Raw genomic sequence first — 17,483 nt, forward strand, 5'->3', positions numbered from 1 at the left:
TCACCTCACCAGACCGAACATGACGGACACCGGGATGATCGCGAACCCGACGGCCACGACGACGCCGACGACGATCGAGAACGACTTCAACGCGTGCTGCTTGACGGCGCTGTTGCCGCCCAACGTCTGGATGCCCGACCAGAGACCGTGGCTGATGTGGAAGCTCAGGGCGACCATCGCGAGGATGTAGAAGATCGCGACGATCGGCCGGTCGAAGCTCGCCACCAGGCGGCCGTAGGCGCCGCCCGCCGGGTCCGGGTTCACCGTGCCGGTGGTCAGGTCGAGGATGTGCCAGATCACGAACAGCGCGATGATCACGCCGCCCCACCGCATGGTGCGGGCGGCGTAGCTGCCCTGGTGTCCCTTGTGCTGGTACCCGACCGGGCGCGCGCGCTTCGCCTTGTACCAGAGGCTGAATGCCGCGGCCATGTGCAGCGCGACGGACGCGAGCAGGACGACGCGGATGATCCAGAGCACGCCCGAGTAGCCGAAGATGTCGGCGCCGAGTGTGCGCAGGTGTTCGGAGTACGCGTCGAACGTCTCCTGCCCGAAGAAGATCTTCAGGTTACCGATCATGTGAGCGATGACGAACAGCAAGAAGATCACGCCCGTCACGGCCATGACGAACTTCTTGCCGACCGACGATCCCCACGTCCTCGTGACGATGTTCCGCTGCTGGGTCAGGACCACGGCGACACGCTAAGCCCGGGAACACGCCGACGGCCAATGCATGCAAGTCGGTTCAGCGATGTACTTAAGCTATCGAGGTGACCCTCAAACAGCTCATCTACTTCCTCGCTGTGGCGGACACGGGACGGTTCGTGCAGGCAGCGGCGGATGTGCGCATCGCGCAGCCCACGCTGAGCCGACAGGTGCAGGCCCTGGAAGATGATCTCGGTGAGACCTTGTTCACGCGGGGTAGGGATCACGTCACACTCACATCGGCGGGCGAGACCCTGCTGCCCCTCGCGCGGCGCATCGTCGCCGACGTCGAGACCGCCCGGCTGGAGATCGCCGAGCTCGCCAACCTGCGTCGCGGCCGCCTGCGGCTGGGGGCCACGCCGTCGCTGTGCGTGAGCGTCGTGGCCGACGTCCTCGCGGTCTTCCACGACTCCTACCCGGGGGTCTCGCTGCAGATCTCCGAGGGCGGCTCGCAGGACCTGGTCGCCGACCTGGAGGACGGCCAGCTCGACCTCGCCCTGGTGATCCACCAGCCCGACCGCCCGACGCCGGGTCCGGCCGGCTCCGGCGCACCGCGCGGCCGGATCGGGGCGACGGGGACGGGCAGCGCCCTGGGCCTGACCCCGGTGCTGCGCGAGGAGCTCGTGGCGATCTCCGCGACGGCGGGCAGCACCCCGCTGGACGAGGTGCTGGGCGACCACGCCGGGATCGCCGAGATCGCCCGGCACCCGCTGGTGCTCAACCGGCCCGGCTACGAGCTGCGCGAGGCCGTGCTGTCGGCGTGCGCGGCGGCGGGGGTGACGCCGCGCATCGCCGTCGAGGGTGGCGAGATGGACGCGGTGCTGCGGATGGTGGAGCGGGGCCTCGGCGTGGCGATCGTGCCGAGCCTCGTGCTCGCCGGCCGGACCGGGCTGCACACCACCCGGCTCGACGGCACCGGCTGGACGCACCGCACGATCGTGCTGGCGCACCGCACCGACGTCGCGCCCACGCGCGCGGCCGAGGCCTTCCGCGAGACCCTGCTCGCGGTCCTGGCCCGCACCTCGCGCACCGGCGGTCTCCCGCCGGGTGTCCGCTTCATCCATCCGTCGTCCTAGGTCCCTCGTTCCTGACGGCGGGTACCCGCGTCCGCGCAGGCTGCACGCGGCGTCTTCACGCGCCGCCGGGGCCGGTCAGCGGGCCGGCGTCGGCAGCACCACCCGCAGCAGTCCGGCCGCGCGGGCCCCGGCCCGGACCACCTCCACCGCTCCCCCGGCCCCGGTGCGCTCCCCCTCGGCGTGCGCGAGCGCGTCGAGGGCCGGGCCCGCGGCGTCGGCCGATCCGAACTGGAACGGGACCTGCGTGAGGTAGCAGGCCACGGCCGCGGTCTTGCGCCCGAGCTCCGCCGCGACGTCCACGGCGACCTCCGCCCCGTCGACGTGCGCCATCGCCGGCGCGTCCGGCCGGCGCACCACGTAGGGCGTGTCCCGCCACCAGGCACACCGGTCGGGGTCCACGAGCGCCGCCACCACCGCCGAGACCCACTGGTGGTCGACGTGGTCGCCGAGCGCCTGCGGGGCGAGCACCAGGTCCGCGCCCGCCAGCACCGGCGTCAGCGCCTCGACGAGCGGCCGGCCCACGACGTCCCCGCCCCGGCGTCCGGCGAAGAGCGCCGCGGCGTCGTCGTAGCCCCGGTGCGGCGCCTCCAGCAGGCCCAGGTGCCGCGGCGAGGCACCCAGGACGCCGAGGGCCCCGCGGTCCTCGGCCCGCCGCAGCGCCATGTAGTCGACGTCCGCGGCCAGCCCCTTGTCGAGCTGGGTGGACAGGGCGAACGGGGTCGCGACCGCCGGGTCGACCGAGCCGGTGAAGCAGGTGACCACGGTGACCTCGGAGACGTCGGGCGCCTCCGCCAGCCGCGCGAGGGTGCCGCCGACGGAGAACACGGCGTCGTCGAGGTGCGGGCTGACCGCCACGGCCCTCACAGCAGGTGGGGCGCCGCGCGGAACCGGCAGGACGGGTCCACGGGCGGGTCGGGGATCGCGGGGACCGGCACGTCGCGGACGACGTCGTAGACGTCGGTGACCCGGTCGGCGATGACCGGCCACGACCACACGGCGCGGACCTCCTCGAGCGCGCGGCCGGCCATGCCGACCCGCAGCACCCCGTCGTCGAGAACGCGTGCGATGCCGGCGGCGAGGGCGGCCGGGTCCTTGGCCGGCACGAGCACGCCGTTGTCGTCCGGGCGCACGCAGTCGCGCACCCCGACGACGTCGGTGGTCACCACCGGCAGCCCGGAGGCCATCGCCTCGAGGATCGTGTTGGAGAAGCCCTCGGCGTAGGTGGGGCTGACGAAGACGTCGCCGCGCCCGTACACCTCGTGGGCCCGCTCGTAGGGCGTGTAGCCGAGCTGGTCGACGTGCTCGTCGAGCCCGAGCTCGGTCACGCGCTCGGCGACGAGGGCGGTGTCCGGCCCGATCCCGGACACGACGAGCCGGACCTCCCGCCCGCCGTCGAGCAGCCAGCGGTGGGCCTCGAGCAGGTCGAGCACGCCCTTCCGGGCGTCGACGCGACCGTGGTAGAGCAGCGTCGGGGGTTCGCGGAGCGCCCCCGGCTCGTGGGCGGGGGTGAACCGTTCGGTGTCGGTGGCGCCGGAGACGATCGTCCAGCGGGCCGGGTCCACCTCGTGGCGGGCCGACACCTCGGCCGCGAACGACGGCGAGCCGATCACGAGCGCGGGCGCATGTGTGAACACGGCGCGGACCAGCTCGCGGTGGGTGTCGCAGCAGGTCCCCACCCAGTGCCCGTCGCCGCCCTGCACGCTCACGACGGCGGGCAGCCCGAGGTCGTGCGCGGCGCGCAGCACCGCCAGCCCGTTGGGGTAGGCGTACTGGGCGTGCAGCACGTCGAAGGGCCGCTCGGCGTGCAGGCGCGCGACCGTGGCGCGCATGGTCTCGACGTCGGCCTCGAAGTCGGCGGGACGACCTGCGGCGACCTCCTGCTCGCCGTGCGCCTCCAGGGCGACCACCTCGACGCCGTCGGGCACGCGCTCGGGCGGGGGCGGCCCGCCGCCGTACACCGCGCGCCCGGCCGGGTCGCCCCGGTACTGGGAGACCATCGTGACGTCGTGGCCGGCGCGTACCAGGTGGCGCAGCAGGTTCTCGGCGTAGGCGCTCATGCCCGACACGGCGGGCCAGTAGCGGCGGGAGACGAAACAGATCCTCACGGGGCCTCCAGGGCGCGCAGCGTCGCGATGGCCTCCGGCACGAGCCGGTCGGCGCGGTGGGAGTCGCGGGAGAGCTCGAGGCTGACCAGCCCGCGGTGGTCGACCGCGCGCAGCGCCGACACGACCGCGCCGAGGTCCATGTCGCCCTCGCCGGGCGCCCGGTGGTCGTGCACCCCGCGCGGCATGTCCTCGACCGCGACCGCGCCGAGCTGGGGCGCGAACGCCCGGACGGCGTCGGCGGGTGCCCAGCGGCCCGAGACGATGCAGTGGCCGGTGTCGAGCGCCAGCGCGACGTCCGGGATCTCGGCCTGCAGCGCCGACCAGTCGTCGAGGTCGTCCACGAGCATGCCGGGCTCCGGCTCCACCGCCACGGTGACGCCCCGACCCCGCGCGTACTCGGTGACGGCGGCGACCCCGAACAGGAGCTGCCGCCACGCCTCGTCGCGGTCGAGGCCGGGCGCGAGGACGCCGGCCCAGAACGACACGGCCTCGCTCCCGAGGTCGGCGGCCACGTCGACGCACAGCCGCAGGAACGCCACCCGTCGCGCCCGGTCGGCGGCGTCCGCGCTGACCAGCGTCGGGTGGTGCTTGCGACGTGGGTCGAGCAGGAACCGGGCGCCGGTCTCGACGACACTGCCCAGCCCGAGTCCGCGGAGCCGGTCGGCGAGGGCCGCGGTGCGGCGCGCCAGCTCGGGCGCGAACGGGTCGTGGTGGGCGACGTCCAGGGTCAGCGCGACCCCGGCGTACCCGTGGTCGGCGAGCAGCTCGAGGGCGTCGTCGAGCCGGTGGGAGGACAGGCCGTTGGTGTTGTAGGCCCAGCGCAGGCCGCCTCGATGGTCCGGCTCCGCTTCGCTGCGTGTCACGCGAACGTCACGTCCTCTCCCGCGGCGACGCGCCCGACGGCGTGCCGGGTCGGCTCGCGGTAGAGGGGGTAGAGGTCGCCGACGACCCGGTCGACGCGGTCGCGGTCGAGCCACGCGCGGTCGCTGCCGCGCTCGTCGCCGAGCCGCGCCGCCTCGTCGTCGGGAAGGAGCACCGGCAGCGCCCCGGCGTGCGGAGGGTCGCCGAGCCCGACGAGGCCGAAGGCCGGGTCGTGGGCGTCGGCCGCCCGGTCCAGCAGGCGGTCCACCCCGCGACGCCCGATGCGCCCGTAGGACATCGTCTCGACCTCGAGACCGGGCACGATCACCTTGACCGCACAGGCGCGGTCCACCCCGGTCGAGCTCCGCTCCGCTGCGTCTCCCCCGGTGTCCGCCAGGACCGCGAGCACGTCGAAGTCCGCCAGCCGACCCATGAGGTCGTCGAGCAGCGCGACCGGCCCGCCGACCGCGGTGGTGGGCAGCTCGTCGAACCGCACCCGCGTGTGCTCCGCGAGGACGGGCTCGAGCAGATCGCGCAGCTCGTCGGCGCCGCGGGCGGTCCAGTCCTGCATCGCCCGGAACGCCCGGGCCTCCTGCGGCGGCAGCGGCGTGGCGAGTTCGCGGTCCCAGTAGGAGTCGGGCGCGAACGGGCGGACTCCTGCGAGGTCGGCGTGGGCGAAGGTCTTGCGCACCCGCGCGGAGCAGAACTCGAGCAGCGCCTTCTGCAGGGCCACCTCCCGGTCGGGGTGGGCGGCCTCGCCGCACGCCGTCAGGGCGATCGGGTGCGGCGGCTCCCCGGCGACGTCGTGGCCGACCACGTGCAGGTCGGTGACGCCGAACGCGGTCGACGCGAGCTTCGGCACCACCCGGATCCCCACGTGGCGCAGGTGCGCGAGCAGCTCCCGGGTGTCGGGGTCGCGGACCAGCTCGTCGTCGGGCCCCGTGTCGAGGACGACGCCGCGGTCCAGGGCCCGGAAGGCGGTGCTGTTCCCGTCGCGCTGGAGCAGCTCCCCGAGGGCGTGCGCCAGGGCCCGCTCGACGGTGTCCCCGGCGCCGCAGCCGTTGGTGATGACGGTGGTGAGCCGCTCCGCCGGGTCCTGCCAGGGCAGGTCCACCGGGTAGGCGGCGGCGAACTCGGCCGGGACCAGCACCGTCTCCCCGGTGCGGACGCGGACCGCGGGCAGCCACCAGCGCCCGGCGTCGGGGTCGTAGGCGGAGCCGGCGGGCAGCGTCAGGCGCAGCGGGTCCACCACCGCGTCCGGCCCGAGGCGGGCCCGCAGCGCGGAGTAGGAGTCGCGGGTGCGCTCCAGGCCCCGCAGGTGCACCGAGAGCAGCATCTCCTCGGCCAGCTCGGCGCGGGCCGCGACCCGGGCGCGCCCGACGGCGAGCCCGTAACCGAACGACCCGGAGCGCGGCCAGACCCCGGTCGGGTCGGCGAAGTCGGCGGCGACCACGTGGACGCCGGTGCGGTCGAGGCCGCGCAGCTCGATCTCGTCGGTCTCCCCCGTGGGGAGCGCGTCGGTGTAGGCCCGCGCCACGTCGTCCAGGACCGTCACGCGAGCTCCTCCAGCGGGATCGGCCCGGCCACCGGCTGCGCGGAGAGCAGCCGGTCGTAGAGCGCGAGGACGTGGGCGGTGGTGACGCCCTCGACGAACTCGAACGGGGTGGCCACGGCGTCGAAGTCCAGCTCGCCGATGACCTTGTACGCGTCCCGGATCTCCTGGTGGGAGAGCGGGATCTGGGCGTGGAAGGCCTTGTGCGCCGACAGCCCGGTGGCCCGGCCGTCGGCGTCCAGCGACGCCTTGAGCATGTCCCCGCAGAACAACACCCGGCGCCGCTCGTCGTGCAGCACCATGTGGCCGTCGAAGTGCCCGCCGGTGCGGTGGGCGACGAGGCCGGGGGCGAACTCGTGGCGGTCGTCGAGCGGCCACGTGACGCGGAACGCCTTGGTCCACTCGAGGTCGCGGACCCCGATCGCCATGACCGGCGGGTCGAGCGCGTCCTGCAGCTGGAACAGCGCGCCGTACCCGTGCACGTGGCTCGCCGCGAGCGCCGCCAGGCCGCCGCGACGACGGATCTCGGCGAGCCCGTCGTCGGGATAGAAGCCGGCGCCCTCCCAGCCGATCAGGCCGGCGTCCGTCTCGATCACCCATCCGCAGGTGCCGAGCCCGACCTGCGGCTCGCACCAGAACCCGGTGATGCCCGGGCGCACCTCGGCCCACCGGGCCGCGCGGCCCCGGGCGATCTCGTCGAGCGGCCGGAAGTCCCAGCCGTCGTCGGGCAGGGCGTTGCGGACGTCGGTGCAGACCGGGCACGACGGCGGGGTGGCGAACCAGCGCTGCCAGTGGCCGCAGTTGGTACAGGTCCAGGGGCTCAGGGGCACGGTGCCTCCAGTGCGGTGCCGGGGGTGAGGGCGTCCAGGAGCAGTTCGTGGAGCGCGAGGTCGCGCGCGAGCGGATAGGGCCAGGGCCGCTCACCACGCACGGCGGCGCCGAACGCGACGATCTGCCGCTCGAAGGGCCCTCCCGCGTCGAAGGCGACCGCCTCGGCCGCCCCGGTGGTCGCGTCGAGGAACGTGAGCGTCCCGCCCGCGACCTGCCCGAGGGTGTTCTCCGCGACGAGCTGCCCGCGGGTGCCGACGAGCTCGAGCCGGCGGCGGGGCAGGGCGTCGGGCAGGGCGAAGCTGACGTGCGCGTCGAACAACGTGCCCGACGCGGTGGCCCCGACGAGCACGGCGCCGTCGTCGGCCGCGGGGTCGGCGTAGGGGTGGACCCGGCGGCGGGTGACGGCGGTGAGCGTGACGACGTCCTCCCCGAGCAGCGTGCCGGCGAGGTCCAGCCCGTGCGGGGCCAGGTCGATCGCCGCACCGCCCCCGGCGAGAGCCGTGTCCACCCGCCAGTTCGCGTCGTCCCGCGCGTGCGGGGGCGTCCACGCGGGCGGCAGCCAGCAGCCGTAGACGATCCGCACGGCGGTGACCGTGCCGAGGCGGCCCTCCGCCACGAGGTCCGCGATCGTCCGGTGCGCCGGGTGGAAACGCTGGTCGAACGCGGTGGCCACGAGTCCGTCGCCCGCGGCCTCGACCATCACGCGCGCGTCGGCGACGGTGTGCGCCATCGGCTTCTCGCACAGCACCGGCACGCCCGCCGCGGCGACCGCGCGGACCACGGGCAGGTGCGCGTGGTTCGGGGTCGCCACGTAGACCGCGTCCGGGCCCTTGCCGAGCAGCACGTCGAGGTCGTCGGTGGCCGCGACCCCGTCGGGCAGGCCGCCGAGCGCGGCCGGGTCCCGGTCGCAGACCGCCACGAGGTGGGCGTCGGGGTCGGCAGCGATGGCGGGGAGCACGTGGTCGCGGGCCACCCAGCCCAGCCCGACCACGCCCCACCCGGTGCTCACCAGCGCCCCGGCAGGTCGACCAGCACCCGGCGGCGCACGGCCTCGTCGTGCTCGATGTGCGCGGGCAATCGCTCCGGCAGGTAGGTCGCGGCGCGCCCGCCGTACTCGTCGCCCCAGCGCGGGTTCGGCCACTCCCGCACCCCGTCGCGGTAGAGCGGGTTGGGGTGCAGCCGCGCGCCCGGCGCGGGGCGCAGCAGGCTCTCCCGCGGGGGCGCGCCGGCCCGGTCGAGCGCGAGCGCCACGGCCTCGGTCGCGTCGAGGTCCGTCCCGACGGCGGGTCGCGCGGGTCGGGGTGCCAGCGCGGCGGCCGTCAGCTCCTCCTCGGTGTACGTCGCGGCGCCCGGGAGCATCGCCGCCCACTCCGCGGGACGGCGTGGGTGCCCGGCGGCCCCGAGCGGGTGCCCGGCGTTGTGGCAGTGCGCCGCCAGCACGGCGCCGCCCGGTCCGGCGAGCTCGGCGGCCCGCTGCAGCACGTCGGCGGGGTCCGGCAGGAAGTACAGGGTGTCGTGACAGGAGACCCAGGCGTCACCGTCGGCCTCCAGGGGCCACGGCGAGCGGAGGTCCGCGCAGACGAGGCGCACGTCCGCGTCGGTCGGGAGCACGAACCGGCGGGCCAGCCAGAGCTTGGCGAACACGATGTCGATCCCGGTCGCCCCGGCGCACTCCCCCGGCTCCGCGACGAGGCGGCGCAGCAGGTGCCCGGCCCCGCACGCGAGGTCGACCACCGGCCGGCCCGCGGGCGGGTGGGTGGCCACGAGGGCGGTGACCGCGAGCCCGGACGGGTCGTGGTCGCGGTGCAGGAAGTAGTCGCCGACCCGCCCCAGTCCGAGGGCGGCGGCCGCGTCCCGCAGCGTCGTCGCCGGGTCGGCGGCGGACTCGTACACCGCGGCGAGCCGCTCCGGGGGCGGGGGCGCCTCGTCCCACCAGTCGTCGCTGTCGGCGAGCAGCACCGCCGCGGCGTCGGCGACGCGCCCGTCGTCGAGCGCGGCGAGGACGCGTTCCACCACGGTCGCGCGGCCGGTGCGCAGGAACGGGATGCCGTCGAGCACGGGCCAGCGCCGCGCGCCGTCGGTGAGCGAGTGCAGCGTGTCCGGCGTGAGCGGCCGCCGGGAGACCGGGTCGCGGAGCGTCACGGCAGCAGGCCCGCCTCGGCGAGCACCGCGTCGTGGTAGGCCGAGACCGGGGACACGTGGACGAGCTCGAGGTCGACCAGCGCGTCCGACGCGACGAACGCCGCGGCCCGGGCGTGGTGGTGGACCTGCAGCACCCGGTCGAGCACGTCGGCCGCGTGGAAGGCGCGCCCGAGCGGGGTGTCGGCGTCGGCGCGGGCGACGAGCAGGAGGCGGATCCGGTCCGCGAGCGCCGTGGGCAGCGTGGCGAGCTCGCGCTCGGTCAGCCGCTCGATCACCGGCTCGAGGTGGTCGCCGAGCAGGATCTCGCCGGCGAACCCGGCGTCGGGCAGGGCGACGTTGTGCAGGTGGTGGGCGAGCCCGAGGAGGAACGCCTCGCCGAGGTCGGCGCCGACGGACCCCGCGAGCAGCGCGCCGTAGACCGCCACCGCCCAGCAGTGCTCGCCGTGGTCCTCCGGGGGTTCGACGATCAGCCGGGGCCGCCCGGGGGCGGTGGCACCCGCGCGCGGTTGATCGACCAGCGTCCCGGCGAAGGCGGGCGCCTGCGCCGGGTCACCGGTCGGGTCGGGCGCGCCCGCGAGCCGGGCCCGCAGGTCCGGGGGCAGGGCGGAGCCCACCTCGTCGATCGCGCGCGCCCGCACCTCGCGGGCGTCCGCGGCGGAGAGCCCGGCGTCCCGGAGCACCGCGCCGTCCAGCCCGGCCAGACGTGCCCCGGCCACGGCCGCGGCGCACTCGGCCTCGGCGACGGTCGTGGGGTCCTCCCCCGCGACGAGCGCCGACCAGGCCCGCAGGAAGGCGTGGTCGGCGAGGGAGCCGGGGCGGCCCGCGACGTGGACGCGCTTGAGGTCGCCGATCTCCCGGAAAGCCCCGACGAGCTGCCCGGGCCCCGCGGTGTCCATCAGTGGTCGAGCCACGCGCGCAGGACCTGCTCCTGGCGGTACAACGCGTGCTCGGGCTCGCCCCCGTCGCGGGTGATGGGCTGCTTGAAGAAGTAGCCGAGCTGCTCCTGGGCCCCGCCCTCGCCGCGGCGCGCGGCCTCGTCGACCAGGCGCGCCAGCTCGAGGACCAGGGGTGCCGCGAGGATCGAGTCCCGGCACAGGAAGTCGACCTTGACCTGCATCCGCTGACCGAGGAAGCCGGTCAGGTCGATGTTGTCCCAGGCCTCCTTCTGGTCCCCGCGCGGCCGGTAGTAGTCGATCCGGACGACGTGGTCCTCGACCTCGTAGCCGAGACACTGGTCGAGCACCGTGCCCTTGGTCTGCAGCTTGCTCGACAGCGAGTCGGCGTCCTCGAGGATCTGGCCGTCGCGGTTGCCGAGGATGTTGGTCGAGTACCAGCCGTCCACGTGCAGCGACCGCGACCGGAAGGCGGGCGCGAGGACCGTCTTCATCATCGTCTGGCCGGTCTTGCCGTCCTTGCCCGAGACCGGGACGCCGCGCTGGTGGGCCAGCTCGAGCAGGGCCGGGATGTCCGCCGAGGCGCTCGGCGTGAAGTTGACGTACGGCGAGTCCGAGGTGATCGCCGCGTAGGCGTAGACCATGCTCGGGCTGATCACCGGGTCGTCGGCGTCGATGGCCGCCTCGAAGGCCTCCGGCGTCTGCAACGCGGGCAGCGTGAGGTCCGGCCAGCGCTCGGTCGAGGCGAGGTTGACCACGACGACGCGGTCGAGGCCCTCAGCCGCGCGGAAGCGCTCGATGTCCGACCGGACGTGGTCGACGCGTCCGCGGACCGACGAGATCGGGATGACGTTCGCCCCGACGGCGTTGCGGCAGTACTCCGGGTCGGCGACCGCCGGCCACGGGGCCACCGCCGCGAGTCCCGCCCCCGCCGCCTCCACCACCCGGGGCTCGAGCACCCCGTGCAGGTGGGCGGCCTTGGCCAGGTCGTCCCCGTCGAGGTCCCAGCCCCCGAACGTCAACGACGTGTAGGGCACGAGCGAGGTGACGTCGGCGAACGGCAGGCCCTCGTAGCCGCACGCCCCGATCTTCAGGAGCTCGATCCCGGCGATGGCCGTGGTGGCGACCGCGCCCCCGACCCCGACGACGGCCACCCCGACCTTGCGCTGCTCGTCCGACACCCGAGACCTCCTCGTAGCAGGCGCGACCCGGGGAGCACCCGCGGACCGACGGGATGTGCTCCCCGCCCGATCGGGACCCGCAAACGGCGGTTCTCCCCCCGCGTGGCGTCGGCGACCCGGGCGCGTGTCCGGCCCGGTCGGTCGGGTAGCCGCGCGGGTGCATCTCCTCGTCCTCGGCGGTGGCGGCTTCCTCGGCCGCCACGTCGCCGCCGCCGGTCTCCACGCCGGCCACGACGTCACCGTGCTCTCGCGCGGCGGCTCCGCCCCGGTCGACGGGGTCGAGGCGCTGACCGGCGACCGGCAGGGTGACCTGTCCGCGCTGGACGGCCGCCGCTTCGACGCCGTCCTCGACACGTTCTCCGACCCCGACGCCGTGGCCCGCACCGCCGCACTGCTCTCCGGCGCCGCCGGGGCCTACGGCTACGTGTCCGGGATGAGCGTGTACCACCCCGACGGCCCGGCCGTGCCGGGCGCGGGCGACCCCGTGCGGCGACCCGGGGACGCGGACGACGTGCTGCAGGAGCGGTCGCTGGACAAGCTGGGCGCGGAGTCCGCGGTGGCCGAGCACTTCGACGGGCCGGCCCCGGTGTTCCGGGTGGGGATCATGGTCGGCCCGTTCGACCCCACCGACCGGTTCACCTGGTGGCCGGTCCGCCTGGCCCGGGCGCTCGCCGGGGACGCCGACCGGACCGTCCTCGCGCCGGGCGACCCGGACCGCGTCGTCCAGTACAGCGACGCGCGGGACATCGCCGCCTTCGTGGTGTCCGCGCTCGACCGCCGGCTGACCGGGGTGTTCGACACCGTGGGGCCGGGGCGGGCGCAGCCCCTGTCGGCGGTGCTCGACGAGTGCCTGAGCGCGGTGGGTGGCGCACCGGGCGACGTCTCGTGGGCGTGGGCGGACGAGGCGTATCTCCGGAACGGGCTGCGCGACGTCCCCGAGGAGGAGCGGCCCCTGTGGTTCCCCGAGGACCAGATCCCCCAGGACGCGATCGACTCCTCCGCCGCGATCGCCGCGGGCCTCCGGTTCCGGCCCGCCGCCGAGACCGCCCGCGACGTCCTCGCGCAGGTCCGCTCCGAGGGGCGCGCCGAGCTGGCGGCGGGTCTGGACGACGACCGGGAGCGGGCGCTCGTGGCGGGGCGGTCGGAGCTCTAGGCGGGTTGCGTCGCCGGGTGGACCAGCGCCCGGCTCAGCGCCGGGGCGAGCGGCCCGCCCTCCACGACGACGTCGCCCACCCCGAGCCAGTCGGCCATGTCGCGCAGGGCGCCCGCGAGCTCCGCCGCCACGCGGGACTCGCCCGCGCCGCGCTCGGCGCACTCCGGCTCGGCGAACGCGGCGGGGACGCGCAGGACGCCCGCCGCCCGGTCGGTCTTCAGGTCGACCCGGCCCACCAGCTGCCCGTCGAGCAGGAACGGGAAGACGTAATAGCCGTGCGTGCGCTGCTCGGCGGGCGTGTAGATCCCGATCCGGTAGGTGAAGTCGAACATGCGCTCGGTGCGGGGCCGGAACCAGATGAGCGGGTCGAACGGAGCCAGCAGCGCCCGCCCCGTGACCCGACGGGGCACTCGCGTGCCCGGCAGCCGGTAGGCGGGCGCCCCCCACCCGGCGACCTCGACCTCCTCCAGCTCCCCCGCGTCGACCAGCTCCGTGACGGCCACGCGGCTCTCCGCGGGCGGGAGCCGGTAGTGGTCGCGCAGGTCGGGCTCCGTGGCCACCCCGTGCGCCGCCGCCGCGCGCAGGGTGAGCGCCCGCATCGACTCCGCCCGGTCGGGGTGCCGGGCGAACACCTCGGGCGGGATGACGTCCTCGCTCACCGCGTAGGCGCGGCGGAAGCCGCGCCGCGTCCCCGTCGTCAGGACCCCGGTGGCGAAGAGGTGCTCGCAGGCGACCTTGACGTCGGAGCGGTGCCACCAGCCGCCGTGGGCGCGGGCGCGGCGCTCCCCGCCGTCGCCGAGGACCGCCTCGACCTCGCGCGCCTCGAGCGGGCCGTGCGCGGCGACCGCGTCGTGCACGGCGTCGAGGATGTCGGGCCGGTGGTCCATGGCGTTGCCGAGCCAGCGACTGGTGCGCGCGGTGTTGTCACGCATCCGCCACCGCAGCAACGGCCAGTCCTCCACCGGGACCAGGCTCGCCTCGTGCGCCCAGAACTCGACGAACGCGCGCCGCCGGCGGTCGGCCGCCGTCTGCGGCCAGGCGAGCGCGTCGAGCACGTCCCGGTCGTAGCTCCCGAGCCGGGCGAACACCGGCGCGTAGTGCGCGCGGACGGCGACGTTCACCGAGTCGAGCTGGAGCAGCCCGAGGTGGCGGACGAGGCGGGTGAGCCCGCCCCGGTTCGGTGACCCCGGGCGCGGTGGGGCGTCGAGCCCCTGGGCCGCCAGCGCCGCCCGTCGCGCCGCCGCCGCGCCCATCCGCTCCGGTGTCCCCACGGGATCGAATCCTGCCAGCCACCCCCGACAACCACCGGAATGGAGCGCCCCGCACCGGCGTTGACCAGGGAGAACGCTGAAGGAGGACCCATGGTCGGAGACCGTGTCGAGATCGTCGTCGACGCCGGCGGAACCACGCGCAGCTGGGAGGTGAGCGCCACCCGGGCGGGACGCCGGGTCGAGGTCGCGCACGGGCGCGGCGTCGTCGAGGTGAGCGAGGTGACCCGCGGCGGCACGCCGGTGCGCACCGCGCGGTTCATGTCCTCGCGGGTGCTGGCGCTCGTCGAGCACCCGGCTGCTGCCGTGCGGCTCGCCGACGACGAGCCGCCCGCGCTGCCCCTGCCGCGCCCGGCGGCCTGAGGTCAGGAGACCTCGGTGAGCGCGCCGGTCTTCACGTCGTAGACGAACCCGCGGATCTGCGTGGTGTCGGCGAGGAACGGGCTGGACCGCACGCGCTGCAGGGACTGCCGCGTGTCCGCGTACGGGTCGGAGAAGCACTCCACCGCCCAGGCCGGCTTGAGACCGGTCTCCTGCTCCAGCTCCGCCTTGAACTCGTCGTCACCGAAGGTCGCCATGCCGCAGGCGGTGTGGTGGATGAGGACGACCTCGCGGCTCTGCAGCTTGCGCTGGCTGATCGCGAGCGAGCGGATGACGTCGTCGGTCACGACGCCACCCGCGTTGCGGATGACGTGCGCCTCGCCGTTCCCCAGCCCCAGGAGCGCGAAGATGTCCATCCGCGCGTCCATGCAGGTGACCACGGCGACGTGCCGGGTGGGCACGGGGCTCAGTTCGGCCTCGGCGAACGTCTCGGCGTACTTCGCGTTCGCCTCGAGCAGGTCGTCGGTGACGGACATCGGTGGAACCTCCCGGACTGGCGGTATGCGTCGACGGTGATCATTCCCGACGACGGGTGGGGTGCACGTCGGGCCGTGACCGGCGTCCTAGTGTCCCGGTATGGCCATCGCGCACGTCCGCCCGGCGACCCCCGACGACGCCGCCGCCGTGACGGCGGTGCAGCGGGAGGTGTGGACGACGGCCTGGGCGGGCTTCCTCCCCACCTCGCTCACCGAGGGCTTCGACTCCGACGCCGTGACGGCCGCGTGGGAGCGTTCGGTCGACGGTCTGCTCGTGGCCACCGAGGGCGACACCGTCGCGGGCTTCGCCCTCGCGGGGCCGGCGTCGCCCGACGACCTGACCGACGCCGTGGGTTCCGTCCCCGACGACGCGGCGTCGGTGGGCCTCGTCGCGACGCTGCTCGTGTCGCCCCGCTGGGGCCGGCGGGGCCACGGCGGGCGGCTGCTGGTGACGGCCGCCGAGGCGCTCCGGACCGCCGGGGCCACACGCGGGGTCACCTGGGTGCCGGAGCGGGACGCGGCGTCGCGGGCGTTCTACGCGCGGGCCGGGTGGGAGCCGGACGGCACCGTGCGCACGCTCGACGCCGGCGGACGCCCCCTGCGCGAGGTGCGGCTCGGCGGGGCGCTGGACCTGGAGTTCGCCGTGCGCCCGACCGCGGAGGACCTGGGCCTGCCGCTGCTCTGATCGGCGGCACCCCCTTCGGCGCGAACGGCACTCTCGCAGCCGCTACGCGCGCGAGGGTGCCTCTCGTTCAGATCAGTCGAGGTCGAGCACGGACTCCAGGCCGATCGTCAGGCCCGGGCGCGACACGACGGAGCGGACCGCCAGCAGCACGCCCGGCATGAAGGAGGCGCGGTCGAAGGAGTCGTGCCGGATCGTCAGGGTCTCCCCCGCACTCCCGAGCAGCACCTCCTGGTGGGCCACCAGACCCGCCATCCGCACCGCATGGACGTGGACCCCGTCGACGGTGGCGCCGCGCGCGTGGTCGGGGTCGTGCGTCGTGGCGTCCGGGCCGGGCCCGAGTCCCGCCGCCGACCGGGCCTCGCCGATCAGCTGGGCCGTCCGGGTCGCGGTGCCCGAGGGTGCGTCGGCCTTGTTCGGGTGGTGCAGCTCGACGATCTCGACCGAGTCGTAGAACCGGGCCGCCTGCGCCGCGAAGCGCATCATCAGCACGGCGCCGATCCCGAAGTTCGGCACCACCATGACGCCGAGCCCGGCGGCCCCGTCGAGCCGCGTGCGCAGGTCGTCGAGCACCTCCGTCGTCATGCCGCTGGTGCCGACGACGCCGTGGATGCCGTGCTCGACGAGGAAGCGCACGTTGTCGGCGACCGACGACGGGTGCGTGAAGTCGACGACGACCTGGGCGTCCGCGTCGGAGAGCGAGGCGATGTCGTCGCCCTCGTCGACGGTCGCCACCAGCTCGAGGTCGTCCGCCTCCCCGACGACCCGGCAGACCTCGGACCCCATGCGGCCCCGGGAGCCGAGGACCCCCACCCGGATCGTCATTCGCCTACCTCACGCACCTCGTCGGGAAGATCGTCGACGTCAGCGTAGGGGCCGACGACGGCGGCGGTCACCGGCGTGGCGAACAGCTCCGAGGCGATCGCGGCGACTTCGTCCACGGTCACCGCGCGCACCCGGGCCAGCGCCTCGTCGAGATCGAGCGCCGCGGCGGGACCGTCGAGCTCCCGGCGGCCGAGCCAGCTCATCCGCGACGGCGTGTCCTCCAGTCCGAGGACGTACTCGCCGCGCAACTGCCCCTGGGCCCGTGTGAGCTCGGCGGCGGTGATCCCGTGCTCGGCGAGCTCGGCGAGCTGCGTGCGCAGCACCCCGGCCGCCGTGCCGAGCCGCTCGGGGGCGCACCCGACGTAGACGTTGAGGACGCCGAGGTCGGAGTAGCCGGTGGCCGACGAGTACACCGAGTACGCGAGCCCCCGGCGTTCCCGGACCTCCTGGAACAGCCGGGAACTGGTACCGCCGCCGAGCACGGTGGAGAGCACCAGCTGCGCCTCCCACCGCGGGTCGCCGCGGCGGATCGACGGCACGCCCAGCATGAGGTGGGCCTGCTCGGTGTCGTCCTCGCGGACCGACAGCCGATCCGCGGGGGCCCGGACGACGGCGGGGGCGTCCGGCCGGGCCGCGGCGGCCGCCGGATCCCCGGAGAGGCGGTGGGCGAACGCGGCGGCGACCGCCTCCAGCACGTCGGCGTGCGCCACGTTGCCGGCCACGGCCAGGACCGAGCGCGACGGCACGTAGTGCGCGCCGTGGAAGCGGGCGAGCACGTCGCGGGTCATGTCCCCGACCGACTCCTCGGACCCCACCACCGGGCCACCCAGCGGGTGGTCGCCCAGCAGCAGGTCGTCGAAGTCGTCGGCGAGCAGGTCCTCGGGGTCGTCGTCGCGGCCCGCGATCTCGGACAGCACCACGTCGCGCTCGACCTCGACGTCCGCGGGGTCCATCACGCCGCCGAGCACGACGTCGCACACCACGTCGACCGCGAGCGCGAGGTCGGAGTCGAGCACGTGCGCGTAGAAGCAGGTGTGCTCCTTGGAGGTGAACGCGTTGAGGTCTCCCCCGACCGCGTCGATCTCCTCGGCGATCTCGCGCGCACTGCGCCGCGCGGTCCCCTTGAACAGCAGGTGCTCGAGGAAGTGTGCGGCGCCGCGCGCGGCCGGGTCGAAGCCCGGCTCGTCGCGCGACCCGATGTCGACCCACAGGCCGACGGCGGCCGAGCGGGCCCCGGCGACGTGCTCGGTCACCACCCGCAGGCCCCCGGGCAGCACGGTGCGTGCCACGCCGGGGCCCGGGTGCTCGGCGGTGACGAGCCCGCCGTCGGGACCGAGCAGACCTGACGAGCGGTC

Annotated in this window: 18 protein-coding genes; 4 read left to right on the top strand and 14 right to left on the bottom strand. The window is 75.4% G+C overall.

The features are described 5' to 3' along the window. A complete protein-coding gene (locus BJ983_RS12460) occupies positions 1 to 690 on the bottom strand; it encodes a succinate dehydrogenase/fumarate reductase transmembrane subunit (protein WP_179794074.1) in 690 nt (229 codons plus the stop codon). Positions 691 to 767: 77 nt separating this feature from the next. Here BJ983_RS12460 and BJ983_RS12465 point away from each other — a divergent pair, with 77 nt between their 5' ends. Continuing rightward, positions 768 to 1,778, top strand: a complete 1,011-nt coding sequence (locus BJ983_RS12465; protein WP_179794075.1) for a LysR substrate-binding domain-containing protein — start codon at positions 768 to 770, stop codon at positions 1,776 to 1,778. A 75-nt stretch (positions 1,779 to 1,853) separates the two neighbouring features. Here BJ983_RS12465 and BJ983_RS12470 read toward each other — a convergent pair whose 3' ends face one another. From BJ983_RS12470 to BJ983_RS12510, 9 genes are read right to left on the bottom strand one after another with little or no spacing between them, the layout of a single operon-like run. Next, positions 1,854 to 2,633, bottom strand: a complete 780-nt coding sequence (locus BJ983_RS12470) for a PIG-L family deacetylase (protein WP_218890248.1) — start codon at positions 2,631 to 2,633, stop codon at positions 1,854 to 1,856. Between the two features lie 5 nt (positions 2,634 to 2,638). Further along, positions 2,639 to 3,883 (bottom strand): glycosyltransferase, encoded by a 1,245-nt coding sequence (locus BJ983_RS12475; protein WP_179794077.1) that lies wholly within the window; start codon positions 3,881 to 3,883, stop codon positions 2,639 to 2,641. Next, the gene (locus BJ983_RS12480; RefSeq protein ID WP_179794078.1) at positions 3,880 to 4,746 is read right to left on the bottom strand and encodes a TIM barrel protein; all 867 of its coding nucleotides are present in this window, start codon (positions 4,744 to 4,746) and stop codon (positions 3,880 to 3,882) included. The genes BJ983_RS12475 and BJ983_RS12480 overlap by 4 nt, the downstream gene beginning before the upstream one ends. After that, complete coding sequence (locus BJ983_RS12485) at positions 4,743 to 6,299, bottom strand: YcaO-like family protein (protein ID WP_179794079.1); 1,557 nt, start codon at positions 6,297 to 6,299, stop codon at positions 4,743 to 4,745. Before BJ983_RS12485 ends, BJ983_RS12480 begins: the two co-directional genes overlap by 4 nt. After that, positions 6,296 to 7,126, bottom strand: coding sequence for an MBL fold metallo-hydrolase (locus BJ983_RS12490; protein WP_179794080.1), 831 nt, complete (start codon positions 7,124 to 7,126; stop codon positions 6,296 to 6,298). Before BJ983_RS12490 ends, BJ983_RS12485 begins: the two co-directional genes overlap by 4 nt. After that, positions 7,117 to 8,136, bottom strand: a complete 1,020-nt coding sequence (locus BJ983_RS12495; protein WP_343054080.1) for a Gfo/Idh/MocA family protein — start codon at positions 8,134 to 8,136, stop codon at positions 7,117 to 7,119. The genes BJ983_RS12490 and BJ983_RS12495 overlap by 10 nt, the downstream gene beginning before the upstream one ends. After that, complete coding sequence (locus BJ983_RS30820) at positions 8,133 to 9,269, bottom strand: methyltransferase domain-containing protein (protein ID WP_218890249.1); 1,137 nt, start codon at positions 9,267 to 9,269, stop codon at positions 8,133 to 8,135. The genes BJ983_RS12495 and BJ983_RS30820 overlap by 4 nt, the downstream gene beginning before the upstream one ends. After that, positions 9,266 to 10,180: an HD domain-containing protein gene (locus BJ983_RS12505; protein WP_343054082.1), complete on the bottom strand. Its 915-nt coding sequence runs from the start codon at positions 10,178 to 10,180 to the stop codon at positions 9,266 to 9,268. The genes BJ983_RS30820 and BJ983_RS12505 overlap by 4 nt, the downstream gene beginning before the upstream one ends. Beyond that, positions 10,165 to 11,343, bottom strand: a complete 1,179-nt coding sequence (locus BJ983_RS12510; protein ID WP_179794081.1) for an inositol-3-phosphate synthase — start codon at positions 11,341 to 11,343, stop codon at positions 10,165 to 10,167. The genes BJ983_RS12505 and BJ983_RS12510 overlap by 16 nt, the downstream gene beginning before the upstream one ends. 157 nt (positions 11,344 to 11,500) lie before the next feature. Between BJ983_RS12510 and BJ983_RS12515 the strand changes: the two genes are divergently transcribed. Continuing rightward, the gene (locus BJ983_RS12515) at positions 11,501 to 12,496 is read left to right on the top strand and encodes an NAD-dependent epimerase/dehydratase family protein (RefSeq protein ID WP_179794082.1); all 996 of its coding nucleotides are present in this window, start codon (positions 11,501 to 11,503) and stop codon (positions 12,494 to 12,496) included. On the opposite strand, the gene BJ983_RS12520 is transcribed toward BJ983_RS12515, so the two are convergent. Continuing rightward, positions 12,493 to 13,749 (bottom strand): winged helix-turn-helix domain-containing protein, encoded by a 1,257-nt coding sequence (locus BJ983_RS12520; protein ID WP_179797749.1) that lies wholly within the window; start codon positions 13,747 to 13,749, stop codon positions 12,493 to 12,495. The two genes, BJ983_RS12515 and BJ983_RS12520, sit on opposite strands and share 4 nt — an antisense overlap. Positions 13,750 to 13,857: 108 nt before the next feature. Between BJ983_RS12520 and BJ983_RS12525 the strand changes: the two genes are divergently transcribed. Then, on the top strand, positions 13,858 to 14,127 hold the full coding sequence (locus BJ983_RS12525; protein WP_179794083.1) for a hypothetical protein: 270 nt from the start codon (positions 13,858 to 13,860) through the stop codon (positions 14,125 to 14,127). Between the two features lie 2 nt (positions 14,128 to 14,129). Here the strand turns inward: BJ983_RS12525 and BJ983_RS12530 are convergent, their stop codons facing one another. Next, the gene (locus BJ983_RS12530; protein WP_179794084.1) at positions 14,130 to 14,621 is read right to left on the bottom strand and encodes a beta-class carbonic anhydrase; all 492 of its coding nucleotides are present in this window, start codon (positions 14,619 to 14,621) and stop codon (positions 14,130 to 14,132) included. Positions 14,622 to 14,721: 100 nt separating this feature from the next. Here BJ983_RS12530 and BJ983_RS12535 point away from each other — a divergent pair, with 100 nt between their 5' ends. Continuing rightward, positions 14,722 to 15,306: a GNAT family N-acetyltransferase gene (locus tag BJ983_RS12535; RefSeq protein ID WP_179794085.1), complete on the top strand. Its 585-nt coding sequence runs from the start codon at positions 14,722 to 14,724 to the stop codon at positions 15,304 to 15,306. Between the two features lie 72 nt (positions 15,307 to 15,378). Here the strand turns inward: BJ983_RS12535 and dapB are convergent, their stop codons facing one another. Next, complete coding sequence (dapB, locus tag BJ983_RS12540; RefSeq protein ID WP_179794086.1) at positions 15,379 to 16,128, bottom strand: 4-hydroxy-tetrahydrodipicolinate reductase; 750 nt, start codon at positions 16,126 to 16,128, stop codon at positions 15,379 to 15,381. Further along, the gene (locus BJ983_RS12545) at positions 16,125 to 17,417 is read right to left on the bottom strand and encodes an insulinase family protein (protein ID WP_179794087.1); all 1,293 of its coding nucleotides are present in this window, start codon (positions 17,415 to 17,417) and stop codon (positions 16,125 to 16,127) included. The genes dapB and BJ983_RS12545 overlap by 4 nt, the downstream gene beginning before the upstream one ends. Between the last annotated feature and the right edge of the window lie 66 nt (positions 17,418 to 17,483).

The organism is Actinomycetospora corticicola (genome assembly GCF_013409505.1).
Classification (GTDB): domain Bacteria; phylum Actinomycetota; class Actinomycetes; order Mycobacteriales; family Pseudonocardiaceae; genus Actinomycetospora; species Actinomycetospora corticicola.